The following is a 16,975-nucleotide window of genomic DNA, read 5'->3' as shown; positions in this document are numbered from 1 at the left end:
CGGGCGCGCTATGGTCCGCTAGTGGAGTACATCTAATGGATCGGCCGGATCAAACCACCCATTTTGGCTTCAGGGACGTGCCCTTAGGGGACAAGCAGACGCTGGTGAACGACGTGTTTCACAGCGTGGCAAGGCGCTATGACCTGATGAACGACCTGATGTCGGCGGGCCTGCACCGGGTCTGGAAAGACATCATGATCACGGCGCTCAACCCGCCGAAAAGTGATGCGCCGTTTGCGCTGCTTGACGTCGCCGGCGGCACCGGCGACATCGCCTTCCGCGCGGCCAAGGCCGCAGGCTTTGGCTTCCGCGCCACCGTCTGCGACATCAATACGGATATGCTCGAGGTCGGCCACAACCGCGCGCTGGCGCAGCATCTTGACCATCAGGTGTCTTTCGTCGAAGGCAACGCCGAGGCGCTGACTTTCCCGGATCGTTCCTTCGACGCCTACACCATCGCCTTCGGCATTCGCAACGTGCCGCGGATCAATGTGGCGCTGCGCGAAGCCTATCGCGTGCTGCGGCCGGGCAGCCGATTCCTGTGTCTGGAATTCTCCACCGTCGACGTTCCCGGACTGGACTGGCTGTACGACCAGTTCTCGTTCAGGGTGATCCCGCCGCTCGGCCGCGCCGTGACCGGCGACGCCGAATCCTATCAGTATCTCGTCGAATCGATCCGGAAATTTCCCCGGCCCAATGTATTTGCCGAGATGATCCGCGGCACCGGCTTTGCGCGGGTGAAGTGGGAAAGCCTGTCCGGCGGGATCGTGGCGCTGCATTCGGGCTGGCGCTTGTGATTTCTGCGGCGACTCACATCGCGCGGCTTGTCCGCGCCGCTTACGTGTTCGCGCGCGAGGGCGTGTTCGGCGTCGTCGATCCGAGCCTGGTGCCGGCGCCCGGGCAGCTCGCGCTGCGACTGGCGCGATTGATCGAACGGCCCGGCGCCAAATCCGGCCCACGGCTATCCCGCGCGCTGACGCGACTGGGACCGGCCTACCTCAAGCTCGGACAATTTCTGGCGACCCGTCCCGACGTGGTCGGGGTTGCGATGGCGCGCGACCTGGAAAGCCTGCAGGACCGGCTGCCGCCGTTTTCGCAAAGTGAAGCGGAAGCGGTGATCGCACTGTCGCTGGAACGCTCTGTGGCTAAGGCCTTTGTCAGCCTCGGCCCGGCGGTCGCCGCCGCGTCCATCGCGCAGGTGCATCGCGGCGAGATCGAGCGAAATGGCGTGCGCCAGCCGGTCGCGGTAAAGGTGCTCCGGCCCAACGTCGCCTCGCGTTTTCGCCGCGACCTCTCCGACTTCTTCTTTGTCGCGCACAATGCGGAAGCGCATTCGGCCGAAGCGCGGCGGCTGCGGCTGATCGAGGTCATCAACACGATGTCGCGCTCGGTCGCGATGGAAATGGACCTGCGGCTTGAGGCTGCCGCCCTGTCCGAGATGGCGGAGAATACCCGCGACGACCCGGATTTCCGCGTGCCGGCGGTCGACTGGGACCGCACCACTCATAACGTGCTGACGATGGAGTGGATCGACGGCATCGCATTGAACGATCATGCACGCCTCGAAGCAGCGCAAGTCGATTTGCCCGACCTTGGGCGCAAGGTGATCCAGAGTTTCCTGCGCCACGCGCTACGCGACGGCTTCTTTCATGCCGACATGCATCCCGGCAATCTGTTTCTCGACGATACCGGCCGGCTGGTGGCGGTCGATTTCGGCATCATGGGCCGGCTCGGCGTGAAGGAGCGGCGTTTCCTCGCCGAGATTCTCTTGGGCTTCATCACGCGCGACTACCGCCGCGTCGCGGAAGTCCATTTCGAGGCCGGCTACGTGCCGGGGCATCATTCGGTGGAAAATTTCGCGCAAGCCATCCGCGCCATCGGCGAGCCGATCCACAACCGCACCGCCGAAGAAATCTCGATGGCGAAGCTGTTGACCCTGCTGCTCGAGGTCACGGGCCTGTTCGACATGCAGACCCGGCCCGAACTGATCCTGCTGCAGAAGACCATGGTCGTGGTCGAAGGGGTTGCCCGCGGATTCGATCCCAAGCTCGATATCTGGAAGGTCGCCGATCCCGTGGTGCGCGAATGGATCGAGCGCAATCTCGGTCCCCTCGGGCGGGTTCAGGGGGCGATGACCGGCGCCGGCGAACTCGGCCGCGTCATGACGGGCCTGCCGGCGATCGCTTCGCGGGCAGTTGCCGTGATCGAGAACATGGAAAAGATGTCCCGCGAGGGTCTGACGCTGTCGCCGGAGACCATTGCGGCGCTCGGCCGGGCCGAAGGCCGCAAGAGCCGCTGGCGCACGGCGGCGCTCTGGATCATCGCAGCAACCTTTATCGGAATTCTGTTCGCGATCCTGCAGTTGTGATTGCAATGCTAGCATTGCGTGCTAGCATTGGCTGCACAATTTTGCCGGAGCCCGCCCTATGGCCAGCCTGACCATCCGAAAACTCGACGAAGCCGTCAAAGCCTATCTGCGGCTCAGGTCGGCGGGGAACGGCCGCTCCGTCGAAGAGGAAGTCCGGGTCATCCTGGGAGAACTAATCCAGGGACGCCCCGAACTATCAGGCGGCACTACCTCACCGCCCTCCGTAGACGTCCCCGCACAGGCAGTGCGATCGGTTGGCGGCTCCAGCACACCAAACGTCACCCTGATCATCGGCGGCGGCATTGCCGCGTTCAAGTCGTTGGAACTGATCCGGCGGCTGAAAGAGCGACACATTGACGTCCGCTGCGTGCTGACCAAGGCCGCCCAGCAATTCGTCACCCCGCTTTCGGCCAGCGCGCTGTCGCATGAGCGCGTCTATACGGACCTGTTCAATCCCGAGAGCGAATTCGACGCCGGCCATATCCGACTGGCGCGCGAATGCGACCTGATCATCGTGGCGCCGGCGACCGCCGACCTGATGGCGAAGATGGCGTACGGCCATGCCGACGATCTCGCTACCGCCATCCTGCTGGCGGCCAACCGGCCGATCCTTCTGGCGCCCGCGATGAACCCCCTGATGTGGAACAACGCCGCCACCCGCCGCAACGTGCTGCAGCTTCGCCGCGACGGCATTCACATGATCGGCCCCAACGCCGGGGAAATGGCTGAGTCCAATGAGGCCGGCATCGGGCGGATGTCGGAGGCGGCCGAGATTGCCGCCGCCGCCGTCGACATCCTGCGCCCGCCGCGACCGCGTCCGCTCGTGGGCAAGCGCGTGCTGATCACGGCAGGCCCGACGCATGAGGCGATCGATCCCGTGCGCTATATCGCCAACCGCTCCTCCGGCAAGCAGGGCTTTGCCATCGCCGCCGCGGCTCAGGCCGCGGGCGCGGACGTCACGCTGGTGTCCGGCCCGGTCGACTTGCGCGATCCCGCCGGCGTCACGGTGATCCGCGTCGAATCGGCGCGTGACATGCTGCATCGGGTGGAAGCTGCCTTGCCGGCCGACATCGCGATCTTCGCAGCCGCCGTTGCCGACTGGCGCGTTGCCAATGAAGGCGAGCAGAAACTGAAAAAGACGTCCGCCGGCATGCCGCAGCTCGAACTGGTGGAAAATCCCGACATTCTGGCGACGATCTCGAAGTTGAAGGAGAATCGTCCGCCGCTGGTGATCGGTTTTGCCGCCGAAACCGAACATCTGATCGACAACGCAAAAGCCAAGATCGCGCGCAAGGGCTGCGACTGGATCGTCGCCAATGACGTTTCGCCTTCAACCGGCGTGATGGGCGGCGACCGCAACACCGTTCATCTACTGACGCGCGATGGCGAGGAGATCAACGTCGACAGCATCAAGGTGGAGTCTTGGCCGGTGATGACCAAGGAACAGGTCGCAGCCGAACTGGTGGCGAAGATTGCGCAGACCATGGAGAAGAATTCGTGAGTGTGATGGTGAAGGTCGACGTCTGCCAATTGCCACATGGCGAAGGTCTCGCACTGCCGGCGTATCAGAGCGCCGATGCCGCCGGGCTCGACCTGCTGGCGGCGGTGCCAGCGGATACGCCGCTGATCCTCCCGCCCGGAAAATTCGCGATGGTGCCGACCGCGCTCACGATCGCACTGCCTTCCGGATATGAGGCACAGGTGCGGCCGCGCTCCGGGCTTGCCGCCAAACACGGCGTCACGGTGCTGAACTCGCCCGGCACAGTGGATGCGGATTACCGCGGCGAGATCAACGTGCTCCTGATCAACCACGGCGATACGCCCTTTCCAATCAAGCGCGGCGAGCGCATCGCGCAGATGGTGATCGCGCCTGTGGTGCAAGCGGAACTGGTTCCCGTCACTTCGCTGACATCAACCGGACGCGGCAGTGGCGGTTTTGGCTCGACCGGCCGCTGAATCCTTCAAATTGGACGGTTCGGAACGATGCCGCCTTGATTTTTTCACAGGCAGTTTTGCGTTCACGGTCTGGACTCTTACCGGTCGACTTCCGAAGGGGATACTCTCGACGCGATTCGTGTAGAGCGCGACCAGCAAAAGTGGGGTCCGGTTTTGTGTCCGGGCGCGCTCAATCCTTAGTCGGCGCATAATCTCAACGCAAACCGCTCACATTTTGGCGGATTATGCGCTGGGGGTGGTGCCTGCAGTCATGCGTTCTTGGGGCAAATAATGTCGGGCGTAGTCGCTGCGATGCGTCGAACCCTGCTGTCGTGCACCTCACTGGCGCGCCACGGCGTGATTGCGCTCGCCACCGCTCTGTCCGTGCTCCCGGAGGCCGCGTCGGCCGACGAATTGACCATCACGCAAGCCATTTCCGCCTTGTTCGAGCTCAATCACCAGGAATTCGCGGTGCTGACGACGGCGCTATCGCTGCTCGGCTTTACCGTGGTGGCCGCAATCCTGCTGATGCGCACGCGCATTCGGGCTACCCGGATCGAACTCGACCTGCGCTCCGATATCGCCGACCTGCAGGTACAAGCCGACCGGCTGCGCGCGTTGTTGTTTGCCGAGCCCCAGGTCCTGATCGCCTGGGCCGCGGGCGACAACCGGCCCCAGATCAGCGGCGACACCTCGCTTCTGATCTCGCAGGACGCACTATCGAACTCGCCGCAACGCATTCTTGCCTTTGGAACCTGGCTGCCGCCGGAACCGGCGCTGCGGATGGACCATGCGGTCGACGCGCTGCGCGAGGCCGGCGAAGGCTTTCTGCTCAACCTCTCCACCTCGAACGGCCGCGCCATCGAAGCGATGGGCCGCGCCATTGGGGGGCAAGCCATTGTGCGGATTCGCGAACTTGGCGGCTTGCGCCGTGAACTCGCCGAATCCAATCTGCGCTACAGGACGCTTTTGGAGGAGACCGAGTTGTTGCGCGACTTCGCCGCCGCGGCACCCTGGCCGATCTGGGCCAAGAGCGCCGAGGGTAATCTGCGTTACGCGAACGCGGCCTATGTGCGGGCCACCGAAGGCGCAAGCGTCGCGGACGCGATCTACCGCAACCTCGAACTACTGGAGAATGACCAGCGTTCCGAGATGGGCCGGGTGCTGAATGACAATTCCACCTACGCGGCGCGGCTGCCGATCGTGGTCGGCGGCGAGCGGCGCATCTATGACGTTCAGGCGCTCAAGCTCGGCGGCGGCAGCGCCGGCATCGCCATCGACGCCAGCGAGGCGACCCAGTTGCGCGACGCCATGGAGCGGATGGCGGAAGCCCATCGCCGCACCCTCGACCAGTTGTCGTCGGGGGTTGCCGTATTCGACGGCCAGCGGCGGCTTGCCTTCTACAACGAATCCTACCGGCGGCTGTGGGGTCTCGATCAAGCCTTCCTCGATTCCAACCCCGACGATTCAAGCGTGCTCGACCGGCTGCGCGCGGCGCGCAAGCTGCCCGAACAGCCCGATTTCCGCGCCTGGAAAGCCAAGCTCCACGAAGCCTACCGCGCCGTCGAGCCGGAGAACTACACCTGGTTTCTGCCCGACGGCCGCGCCGTCAGCGTCGTCACCACGCCGAACCTTGAAGGCGGCGTCACCTACCTGTTCGACAATGTCACCGAAAGCTTGGATCTCGCACGCCGCTATGACCGCCTGACCCGGGTCCAGCATGAAACGCTCGACAATCTGGCTGAAGCGGTTGCGGTGTTCGGCAGCAACGGCCGCGTGGAACTGTTCAATCCCGCTTTCCTGAAAATGTGGAAGCTCTCGGCGGAATCGCTCAAAGAGCAGCCCCACATCGAGACCGTGGAAACGTGGTGCAAGCCGCTGTTCGACGACGCGCTGACCTGGCGGGCGCTGCGCGAGGCGATCACCGCGATCGAGCACCGGGCGCAGGTGGCGCTGAAGCTCGAGCGCAAGGACGGCAGCGTGCTGGATTGCATGACCATGCCGCTACCCGACGGCGCGACCCTTTTGACATTCCAGGACATCACCGACACCGAGAATGTCGAGCGCGCGCTGCGCGAGCGCAACGAGGCGCTGGAAGCCGCCGACCAGATGAAGGTGGATTTCGTCCACCACGTGTCCTACGAGCTGCGCGCACCGCTGACCACCATCATCGGCTTTGCGCATTTCCTGAGCGATCCCTCGACCGGCCCGCTGACGCCAAAGCAGGCCGAGTATCTCGACTACGTCACCAAATCGACCAACGCGCTGCTCGCGCTCACCAACAACATCCTGGATCTCGCCACCATCGATGCCGGCGCCATGAAGCTGGAGCTCGGCCCGGTCAATGTCGAAGGAGCCATTCAGGCCGCCGCCGAAGGCATCCAGGACCGGCTGGCGACCGACCGCATCGAGCTCAAGGTCGATATCGATCCCGAAATCGGCAACTTCACCGGCGACGAGCGGCGCGTGGTGCAAGTGCTCTATAACCTGCTTGCCAACGCCGTCGGGTTCTCGCCGCACGATGCCGCGGTCACGATCAGCGCGCGGCGAACCAAGCATCGCGTGATCTTCACCGTCTCCGATTCCGGCCCCGGCATTCCCGCCGAGGTGAAAGACAAGGTATTCGACTGGTTTGAGAGCCACTCCCACGGCTCGCGCCACCGCGGCGCCGGCCTCGGCCTGTCGCTGGTACGCTCGTTCGTCGAACTGCATGGCGGCAAGGTGCGCGTCGACTCGATCGTCGGCAGAGGCACGACCGTCACCTGCGATTTCCCGATCGACCAGAACGCCCACCGTAACGCCGCCGAATGACCGCGCCTGCAACATTTACCGTGGCGTTGGCGAACGAGGCGGCAACGGCGCATCTGATGGCCGACCTTGCGCTGCTAGTCGGCCCTGGCGACGTCATCACGCTCTCGGGCGATCTCGGCGCGGGGAAGACCGCGGCGGCGCGCGCCATGATCCGTTACCTCGCCGATGATCCCGCGCTCGAAGTGCCGAGCCCGACATTCACGCTGGCGCAGAGCTACGAGCTGCCGTTTCCGATTGTCCACGCCGATCTCTACCGCATCAACGATTCGAGCGAGCTGGAGGAAATCGGCTTGTCGCCACTGCCCGAGGGCACGCTGGCGCTGATCGAATGGCCGGAGCGCGCACCCGACGCACTGCCCGAAGATCGCATCGACATCGCCTTCAGCCATCGTCCCGCGCTCGGATCGAGCGCGCGGGCCGCCGAAATCACCGGCTATGGCAAGGCCGCGGCGCAGGTGGCGCGACTAAGCAGCTTGCGCAAATTTCTCGCTGAGGCCGGCTTTTTGGATGCAGCTCGCGAGCGCATGCCAGGCGACGCCTCGACGCGCTCCTATGCGCGCCTGATCGGCGACGACGGCACATCCATCCTGATGAATTCGCCGCGCCGTCCGGATGGACCGGCAATCTACGCCGGAAAATCCTACGGCGCGGCCGTTCATCTCGCCGAGGATGTCAAGCCGTTCGTCGCCATCGACAATGGCCTGCGCGCGCACGGCTTCTCGGCGCCCGCGATCCGCCACGCCGATCTCGATTCCGGTTTTCTGATCACCGAGGATTTCGGCAGCGCCGGCATCGTCGAAGGCGACCCGCCGCGACCGATCGCCGAGCGCTATGAGGCGGCAACCGACATGCTCGCGGCGTTACACCGCGAAAGCCTGCCCGAAACGGCGCCGCTCGGGCCGCAGGGCTCCTATGAAATTCCGGTCTACGATATCGATGCATGGCTGGTCGAGATCGGGCTGATGCTTGAATGGTATCTGCCGGTTCGCGGCGCTGAAGTCAGTCCGCAACAACGCGACGAATTCATCGCGATGTGGCGAACGCTACTCGAAAAGCCGGCGGCCGCGCCGCGAACCTGGGTGCTGCGTGATTTTCATTCGCCCAACATCATCTGGCTCGACGACCGCACCGGGATTTTACGTGTCGGCATCATCGACTTCCAGGACGCCGCATTGGGCCCGGCCGCCTACGATCTGGTATCACTGCTGCAGGACGCGCGGATCGACGTCCCCGAACCGCTCGAGCTGTCGCTCTTGACCCGCTACATCAAGGCGCGCCGCACGACAGATGGTCAGTTCGATCCGGCCAGCTTTGCTGAGCTCTACGCCATCATGTCGGCGCAGCGCAATACGCGCCTGCTCGGTACCTTCGCCCGCCTCAACGGGCGCGACGGCAAGCCGCAATATCTGCGCCACCAGCCCCGGATCTGGACCTATCTGAACCGCTCGCTGGCGCACCCCGCGCTGGCGGCGTTTCGAGAATGGTATGCCGCCAACGTGCCGCCGCCACTGCCCTGATTTACCACCTGTTAGCCACCCCGCCTTTAATCTGGAACCGGCACGCTGCGGAGGCGTGGACCAGCATTTTTTGAAACGGAAGGACGGCCATGGCGGCGGCGGAACGGCGCAAGGGAGATCGAGTCGTATTCGAGCGCGGCTTTGCGGCGCACATGATGGGGATCGACGGCACCTGGCGGCGTGATTGCGTGATGGAAGACGTCTCCGAGACCGGCGCCAAGCTGACGGTCGAAGGCTCAGTCGAGGGCCTGCATCTGAAGGAATTCTTCCTGCTGTTGTCGTCGACGGGACTGGCCTATCGGCGCTGCGAGCTGGCCTGGGTCAATGGCGACCAGATCGGCGTCAATTTCCTGAAGCAGGGCGACAAGAAAAAGAAAATGGCCAAGCGTGGGTCCGAGGACGCCGACGCCTGAAGTTGGCAAGCACCGGGGCGCCGTCGTACGGCCGTCATGTGCGCCCACTAAGGCCTCATGGTTGGCTGGGTTCAACTGAATCGCCGTGGTATGATCCGCGGCGCAATTTGATGGTTCGAGAAACTCCAAAAATGTCTGTTACGCCGACCAAAGCCATGGTCCTTGCCGCCGGTCTCGGTTTGCGCATGCGCCCGCTGACCGACCATATACCGAAGCCGCTGGTGAGTGTGGCCGGCCAGCCGTTGCTCGATCACGTGCTCGACAAACTCGCTGGCGCCGGCGTCAGCGAGGCCGTGGTCAATGTGCATTACCTGCCTGACCAGATCATCCAGCACACCGCGAACCGTAGCCGGCCCCGCATCATCATTTCCGACGAACGCGACCAGGTGCTCGGCACCGGCGGCGCGGTGGTGAAGGCGCTGCCGCTGCTCGGCAAGGAGCCGTTCTTCCACGTCAACGCCGATACGATGTGGATCGACGGCGTGCGGCCCAATCTGACACGGCTTGCCGAAACCTTCGATCCTGATCGCATGGACATCCTGCTCTTGATGGCGCCCACCACGAGCAGCATCGGCTATGCCGGCCGCGGCGACTACGCCATGCTGCCGGATGGCGCGCTGCGCAAGCGGCGTGAACATCAGGTAGTGCCGTTCGTCTATGCGGGGGCCGCGATCATGTCGCCGTCGCTCTTCGCCGACGCACCGGCAGGCGAGTTTTCGCTGACCAAAATGTTCGACCGCGCCAACGAGCAGGAACGATTGTTCGGCCTCAGGCTCGACGGCGTATGGATGCATGTCGGAACCCCCGACGCGGTACACGCCGCGGAAGAAGCGTTTTTGGAGAGCGTGGCCTAGCCGCATTCCGTAGTCCCGTAGGGTGGGCAAAGGCGCGTCGCGCCGTGCCCACCATGCATCCCGGGTTTCGGCAGGAATGGTGGGCACGCTTCGCTTTGCCCACCCTACCGCTGGACCAGGGTCGAACCGATGCGCCGTCAGCACGAAGCATCAGCGATTCGTGCCCGGAAGGTAGTGCAGATACCCTTCGACGGTCCGCCGCAGGGCTGAGACAAAAAATCTCGAAAACAACCCCATGCAAAGTAGAGTGGGCCCGGACTGCTTTGGCAGTGAGTAGCGGGGACGCCGCCCTCGCCCGCATGACCTCCTCCTCATTCCTCCCTATATTGCCCCTGATCTCGAATCAGGAAGTCCATGCGCGTTTTCAGCGTTCCCGTCTCCGCACCGTTCCTGCGCGCCGTCATCGCGGCGCTGGTCGACGGCCGGCTGGTCGAGGGATTCGAGGCGCGCAAAGATCCGCTGAATCTCGCAACGGCAACGCTCTATCTGCCGACCCGGCGTGCCGGGCGGCTGGCGCGGGAGATATTTCTTGATGAGCTGAAGGCGGATGCCGCGATCCTGCCGCGCATTGTCGCGCTCGGCGACATCGACGAGGACGAGCTGGCGTTTGCGGAAGGTTCCGAACAATTCAGCAGCGTCGCGCCGCTCGACATTCCGCCAAAACTTGGTGAACTGGAACGTCGCTTGACGCTGGCGCATCTAGTTGCGGCATGGGCAAAAAGCCCGGTGTCGGCGCCGCTCGTGGTCGGCGGCCCGGCCTCGACGCTGGCGCTGGCCGGCGACCTGGCGCGGCTGATGGACGACATGGTGACGCGCGGCGTCGCCTGGGAAGCGCTCGACAGGCTGGTGCCCGACCAATTCGACAAATATTGGCAGCACTCGCTGGAATTCCTGCGCATCGCGCGCAAGGCATGGCCGGAGCATTTAAAGGAAATCGGCAGGATCGAGCCTGCGGAACGGCGCGACCGCCTGATTGAGGCGGAAGCCGCGCGCCTGACCGCACATCATGAGGGGCCGGTGGTCGCGGCCGGCTCGACCGGCTCGATGCCGGCAACCGCGAAATTCCTCACTGCCGTAGCCCACCTGAAGCAGGGCGCGGTGGTGCTGCCGGGGCTCGACACTGATCTCGACGAGGAAGCCTGGCAGACGATTGGCGGCGTCAGGGACGCGCAGGGCAAATTCACCACGCAGCCCTCCTCGAACCACCCGCAATTCGCGATGCATGGATTGCTGGATCGCTTTGGCATCAAGCGAAGCGACGTCGAAATTCTCGGCACGCCCGCACCGCAGGGCCGGGAAGTACTGGTATCGGAGACGATGCGCCCGTCCACGGCGACCGAGCAATGGCACGACCGGCTGGCGCAGCCGGAGGTATCTGCGAGGATCGCGGCCGGCATGGCAAATCTCGCCGTCGTCGAAGCGCCCAATTCGGAGATGGAGGCGCTGGCGATCGCCGTGGCGATGCGCGAGGCGCGGCACCTCGGTAAATCAGCCGCGCTGGTGACGCCGGATCGCGCGCTGGCACGGCGGGTGATGGCGGCGCTCAGGCGCTGGAATCTCGAATTCGATGATTCCGGCGGCGACGCACTGATGGATACGCCAAGCGGCATTTTTGCCCGCCTCGCTGCGGAAGCCGCCGCCCAGGGGCTGGAGCCTCCGACGCTGCTGGCGCTGCTGAAGCATCCGCTGTTTCGGCTTGGTGGCGCATCCGGCGCCTTCAAACATGCTATCGAGACCCTTGAACTGGCGCTGCTGCGCGGCACCCGGCCGCAGGCAGGAACGGCCGGCTTGGCGCGCGACTTCGATCGTTTTCGCGTCGAGCTTGGAAAACTCAGGCGCGAGGAAACCTCCTCCCTTCATGCTTCGGAGCCGCGCGCGAAACTAAGGGATGACGAACTCGATCAGGCCCAGGCTCTGATCGCGGCGTTGCAGAAGGCGCTGTCGCCGCTGGAAATCATGGGCTCATCAAAGCCGTACGATTTCGCAGAGCTGGCGCTGCGCCATCGCGAAACGCTGATCGCGCTGTCCTCGGATCCGAACGGCGTGGCGATCGTCTTCGAGGAAGCCCAAGGCTCGGCCCTGTCAGCCGCGTTCGACGACCTGCTGGCCGAGCAAAAGCCGAGCGGCCTGATGGTCCAGCTCGGCGATTACCCCGATGTATTCCAGACTGCCTATGCCGACCGCATGGTGCGGCGGCCGGAATCCGCGAATGCACAACTCCAAATCTACGGCCAGCTCGAAGCGCGGCTGACCGAATCCGACCGCGTCATCCTTGGCGGGCTGGTCGAAGGCGTGTGGCCGCCGGCGCCGCGAGTCGATCCTTGGCTCAGCCGGCCGATGCGCCATGAACTCGGCCTCGATCTGCCGGAGCGGCGCATCGGCCTCTCCGCCCACGACTTCGCGCAATTGCTGGGCACGCCAGATGTGATTCTCACCCACGCGGCAAAAGTCGGCGGCGCGCCGGCGGTCGCCTCGCGCTTCCTGCACCGCCTGGAGGCGGTGGCCGGTGAACCGCGCTGGGAGAAAGCCAAACGTGCCGGAGAAAATTACGTCCGCTTCGCCGCCGAACTGGATCAGCCCGACGAGGTCAAGCCGATCGAGCAGCCGGCGCCGAAGCCGCCGGTCGAGACGCGGCCGCTCAAGCTGTCGGTCACCGCGATCGAGGACTGGCTGCGCGATCCCTATACGATCTACGCAAAGTATATTTTGCGGCTCGATCCGCTCGATCCCGTCGACATGCCATTGTCGGCGGCCGACCGCGGCTCGGCGATCCATGACGCGCTCGGCGAATTCACGCAAGAATTCGCCGACGCGCTTCCGCCAGAGCCCGCGCTGGCGCTGCGCGGCATCGGCGAGAAATATTTCGCCCCGCTGATGGAGCGGCCGGAGGCGCGGGCGCTGTGGTGGCCGCGGTTTCAGCGCATCGCCGCCTGGTTTGCGGAATGGGAAAAGGCGCGGCGCGACGACATCGAGAAGATTGCCGCTGAGATCAGGGGCGAGATCAAGATTGCGCTCGACAACGAGCGCATCTTCACGCTGTCCGCGCGCGCCGACCGGATCGAGCAGCGCCATGACGGCAGTTTTGCGATCCTCGACTATAAGACCGGACAGCCGCCGACCGGCAAGCAAGTGCGGATGGGCCTGTCGCCGCAACTGACGCTGGAGGCCGCAATCCTGCGCGAGGGAGGGTTTGAGAATATCCACGCCGGCTCGTCCGTCGGCGAACTCGTCTATGTCAGGCTTAGCGGCAACAATCCGCCCGGCGAGCAGCGCTCGCTGGAACTGAAAATCAGGAACAACGATACGCCGCAGCGGCCGGACGAAGCGGCCGACTACGCGCGCGAACAGCTCGAGGCGCTGATCCGCAAATTCGAGAACGTGGAGACCGCCTATACCTCTTTGAACCTGTCGACGTGGTCGAACCGCTACGGCGCCTATGACGACCTCGCCCGGATCAAGGAATGGTCGGCGGCCGGCGGTTTGGGAATCGAGGAATGGTGAAGGCCCGGCGCATCATCCCCGACGCCGTTCGCGCGACGCAGGCGCGTGCGTCCGATCCGGCGGCGTCCGCCTTCGTCTCGGCGAATGCGGGCTCGGGCAAGACGCATGTGCTGGTGCAGCGGGTGATCCGGCTCTTGCTCGACGGCGTGGCGCCGGAGAAAATTCTCTGCATCACCTTCACGAAAGCCGCCGCCGCCAACATGGCGGAGCGCGTGTTCACCACACTCGGCCATTGGGTAACGCTCGACGACGACGCGCTGGACGCGGCGATCCGCGAGGCCGGCATTCCCCATCCCAGCGCACGCCTGCGCAAATCGGCGCGCAAACTGTTCGCCTGCGCGCTGGAGACGCCGGGCGGGCTGAAGGTGCAAACCATCCATGCGCTGTGCACGCGGCTGCTGCAGCAATTCCCGTTCGAGGCCAACGTGCCGGCGCGGTTCGCCGTGCTCGATGAGCGCGACCAGAACGAGATGATGGAGCGCGCCAATCTCGCGGTTTTCCTCGAGGCCTCGCGCAACCCAGACAGCGCGACCGGGCGCGCGCTGATGACCGCGATGGCGAGCGCTGCCGACGTCACCTTCAAGGACGTCGTGCGCGAGGCCTGTCTCAGCCGCGATCATTTCATGGCCTGGACGGATGCCGCCGGTAGCGCGCAAGCGGCCGCCGCGCAGATTTCAGCCGCACTCGGCGTCGGTCCCGATGATCGCATTGAAGACGTCGAGCGTGAGATCGTTGAAGGACCCAACCTGCCGCGATCGCAATGGCGGGAAATCGCCCTGGTTCTGGATACTAGCAGTAAAGCCGACCAGAAACAGGCCGACCGACTTCGTGAGGCGCTGGCATTTACCGGGGCTGCCCAAGTTGACGCGTATCTCGGATTATTTCTCACAGATGAACGCACGCCCAGAGCAACGGTCGTCACCAACAGCTTTGTCAAAAAGCATCCTGCGGTTGGTCGATTGTTCGATTCGGAAGTCGGCCGCGTCCTTCCCCTGATCGAACGGCGACGTGCGGTTGTGGCACGCGACCGCACCGAGGCGCTGCTATATATCGCAACCGCTGCAGCGGCGAACTACCGCCGTGAGAAGCAGGAGCGCGGCCTGCTCGACTATGACGACCTGATCGATAAGACGCTGGAAATGCTCGACCGCGTTTCCTCGGGCTGGGTGCATTACAAGCTCGATCGCGGCGTCGACCATGTGCTGATCGACGAGGCGCAGGACACCAGCCCGCGGCAATGGGATATCGTCGCGCACATCATCTCTGAATTCACTTCGGGTGCCGGCGCGCGCGATGGCGTGGTGCGAACGGTGTTCGCGGTCGGCGACGAGAAGCAGTCGATCTTTTCGTTCCAGGGCGCGGCCCCCCGCGAATTCGACCTGCGCCGCCGCGCCTTGCAGCGGAAGTTCGAGGGTGCCGGGCTGAAGTTTGATCCGGTATCCTTCACCTATTCGTTCCGCTCCGGACCGGAGATCCTCCACGCGGTCGATCAGGTGTTTCGCGAGCAGGATATCTACCGCAGCATTCACGCGGTCGATATCGGCAACCCGATCCATCATGCGCTGGCCGATGCTGGTCCGGGCCAGATCGATCTCTGGGAGCTGGCGGAAGCCGATGACCGGCAGGATATCGAGGGCTGGCGCGCACCGTTCGACGGCGTCTCCGCGACCAGCCCCGAAGTGAAGCTGGCCCGGCGCATCCAGGCCGAGATCAAGACGCTGGTCGGCAGCGGTGCGATGACCGGCAGCAAAAACGACCGCCGCCCGCTGCGCTATGGCGACATGCTGGTCCTGGTGCGGCGGCGCGGCAACGCGTTTGACGCCGTGATCCAGGCGCTGAAGCACGCCGGCATCCCGGTCGCCGGCGCCGACCGCCTCAAGCTGACCGAGCACATCGCGATCATCGACCTGATGAACCTCGCCGACGCGCTGCTGCTGCCGCAGGACGATCTGGCGCTGGCGGTGGCGCTCAAGAGCCCGCTGTTCGGGCTCGACGATGACGACCTGTTCAAGATCGCCTGGCAGCGCAAGGGATCGTTGCGCGCCGCATTGACCGCGCGCGCCGCGGCTGATGGCCGGCTGAGGGATGCGCTGTGGCGGCTCGAGCAGTGCGAGCGCCGCTTTGCCAGCGAAACGCCGTTTGCGTTCTATGCCTGGCTGCTCGGCGGCGATGGCGGCCGCGCACGAATCCTGCGGCGGCTTGGGCACGAGGCGAACGACGCGCTGGATGAGTTTCTGGAGCTGGCGCTGAGCTATGAACGCAAGGCGCCGGCTTCGCTGCAGGGTTTCATGGCCTGGTTGCGCACCGCCGATCTCGAAGTAAAGCGCGACATGGAGATCTCGCGCGACGAGGTTCGCGTCATGACGGTGCATGGCGCCAAGGGCCTGGAAGCGTCCGTCGTGTTCCTGGTGGACACCACGACCTCACCCTCGGATACGCAGCGGCTGAAGCTCATCAACCTGCCGTTGGGCAATGCCGATCCGCATGCGCCGGGTGTGGTGGTGTGGGCCGGCCGCAAGGCGGAGGACCCACCGGCTGTCGCCGCCGCCCGCGCCGCGATGATCGACGATACCGAGGATGAATACCGCCGTCTGCTCTATGTCGCGATGACGCGCGCAGCGGACCGCCTGATCGTCGGCGGCTGCATGCCCGGCAACATGAAAAGTGTCCGGCCGCTGTCCTGGTACGATCTGATCGCCAAGGGGCTCGACGGCTCCACCTTGCAGCTTCAGGAGATCGAGACCGCCATAGGCCGGGTAAAGCGCTATACGCGGCCCGAGGAGTCCGCGCCCTCGGCCGCTCCGCCTGCTGCGTCATCCCCGGCGGCGCCGATCGTGCTGCCCACCTGGCTACTGACGCCGGCGCAGCCCGAAATTTCCTCGGAAAGTCTGTTGCGGCCTTCGGACCCCGCTGACAGCGACAGCCGCCCGGTCCGGACGGCGGAGTCGCTCACGAAGCGCGCCCGCGCCCTGCAGCGCGGCACATTGGTGCACCGGCTTCTGCAGTCGCTGCCCGACGTCGCCGCCGAGCGCCGGCGGGAGGCCGCGCTGACCTATCTGGCCCGCAATGCCGATGGCTGGACCGACGAGGAGCGGCAGGTGCTGGCCGAAAGCACGCTCGCCTTGATCGCCGATGCGCGGTTTGCGCACGCTTTCGCCCCGGGCAGCCGCGCCGAAGTCTCGATCGTCGGGCGGCTGGAGCGGCCGGGCGGACGGCCGGCGCTGGTGTCCGGGCAGATCGACCGCCTCGTGGTGACGGAGCGCGAAGTCCTGATCGTCGATTTCAAGACCAATCACGCCCCGCCAGGCCGGCCCGAGGAGGCGCCGAGGGGCTATGTCCGCCAGCTCGCGCTGTACCGGGCGGTGCTCGGCAAGCTTTATCCCCAGCGCCCGGTGCGGGCGGCGCTGCTTTGGACCGAAACCTCTGAATTGATGGAGATTTCCGCTTCCGCGCTGGAGGCCGAGCTGGCATCCATCATCTCGGCGTGACCGCGCTTGACCCGGCAGGATCGCGTTCATAGGTTTGCCACATCATACCCGGGGCGCGATTCTTGACCGCGCCCCTTAGTTTCTAACC

The 16,975-nt window shown here is 64.9% G+C and carries 9 protein-coding genes and 1 pseudogene; all 10 read left to right on the top strand.

Annotated elements, in window-relative coordinates; all coding sequences use genetic code 11:
- Nucleotides 1-35 precede the first annotated feature (35 nt).
- Complete coding sequence (gene ubiE, locus KJQ96_RS11870; protein ID WP_213286781.1) at nucleotides 36-797, top strand: bifunctional demethylmenaquinone methyltransferase/2-methoxy-6-polyprenyl-1,4-benzoquinol methylase UbiE; 762 nt, start codon at nucleotides 36-38, stop codon at nucleotides 795-797.
- The gene (gene ubiB / locus KJQ96_RS11865; RefSeq protein ID WP_213286853.1) at nucleotides 794-2,368 is read left to right on the top strand and encodes a 2-polyprenylphenol 6-hydroxylase; all 1,575 of its coding nucleotides are present in this window, start codon (nucleotides 794-796) and stop codon (nucleotides 2,366-2,368) included. The genes ubiE and ubiB overlap by 4 nt, the downstream gene beginning before the upstream one ends.
- Before the next feature lie 58 nt (nucleotides 2,369-2,426).
- Nucleotides 2,427-3,869 (top strand): bifunctional phosphopantothenoylcysteine decarboxylase/phosphopantothenate--cysteine ligase CoaBC, encoded by a 1,443-nt coding sequence (gene coaBC, locus KJQ96_RS11860; RefSeq protein ID WP_213286780.1) that lies wholly within the window; start codon nucleotides 2,427-2,429, stop codon nucleotides 3,867-3,869.
- A 5-nt stretch (nucleotides 3,870-3,874) separates the two neighbouring features.
- Entirely contained in the window at nucleotides 3,875-4,324 is a 450-nt protein-coding gene (gene dut / locus KJQ96_RS11855) for a dUTP diphosphatase (RefSeq protein WP_249733992.1), read from the top strand.
- A gap of 270 nt (nucleotides 4,325-4,594) precedes the next feature.
- Complete coding sequence (locus tag KJQ96_RS11850; protein ID WP_213286778.1) at nucleotides 4,595-7,114, top strand: PAS domain-containing sensor histidine kinase; 2,520 nt, start codon at nucleotides 4,595-4,597, stop codon at nucleotides 7,112-7,114.
- The gene (gene tsaE / locus KJQ96_RS11845) at nucleotides 7,111-8,631 is read left to right on the top strand and encodes a tRNA (adenosine(37)-N6)-threonylcarbamoyltransferase complex ATPase subunit type 1 TsaE (protein ID WP_213286777.1); all 1,521 of its coding nucleotides are present in this window, start codon (nucleotides 7,111-7,113) and stop codon (nucleotides 8,629-8,631) included. Before KJQ96_RS11850 ends, tsaE begins: the two co-directional genes overlap by 4 nt.
- Nucleotides 8,632-8,720: 89 nt before the next feature.
- Nucleotides 8,721-9,044 carry a PilZ domain-containing protein gene (locus KJQ96_RS11840; RefSeq protein ID WP_213286776.1) on the top strand — a complete coding sequence of 108 codons (324 nt, stop codon included), beginning with the start codon at nucleotides 8,721-8,723 and terminating at the stop codon, nucleotides 9,042-9,044.
- 131 nt (nucleotides 9,045-9,175) lie between these two features.
- Nucleotides 9,176-9,898 (top strand): nucleotidyltransferase family protein, encoded by a 723-nt coding sequence (locus tag KJQ96_RS11835; RefSeq protein WP_213286775.1) that lies wholly within the window; start codon nucleotides 9,176-9,178, stop codon nucleotides 9,896-9,898.
- 354 nt (nucleotides 9,899-10,252) lie between these two features.
- Nucleotides 10,253-13,399 (top strand): double-strand break repair protein AddB, encoded by a 3,147-nt coding sequence (gene addB / locus KJQ96_RS11830; protein ID WP_213286774.1) that lies wholly within the window; start codon nucleotides 10,253-10,255, stop codon nucleotides 13,397-13,399.
- Nucleotides 13,393-16,919: pseudogene (addA, locus tag KJQ96_RS11825) on the top strand (double-strand break repair helicase AddA). Before addB ends, addA begins: the two are co-directional and overlap by 7 nt.
- Nucleotides 16,920-16,975 lie beyond the last annotated feature (56 nt).

It is taken from the genome of Bradyrhizobium sp. sGM-13, from assembly GCF_018398875.1.
In the GTDB taxonomy this organism is placed as follows: Bacteria; Pseudomonadota; Alphaproteobacteria; order Rhizobiales; family Xanthobacteraceae; genus Bradyrhizobium.
This window is presented reverse-complemented; position numbering and strand designations above follow the sequence as displayed.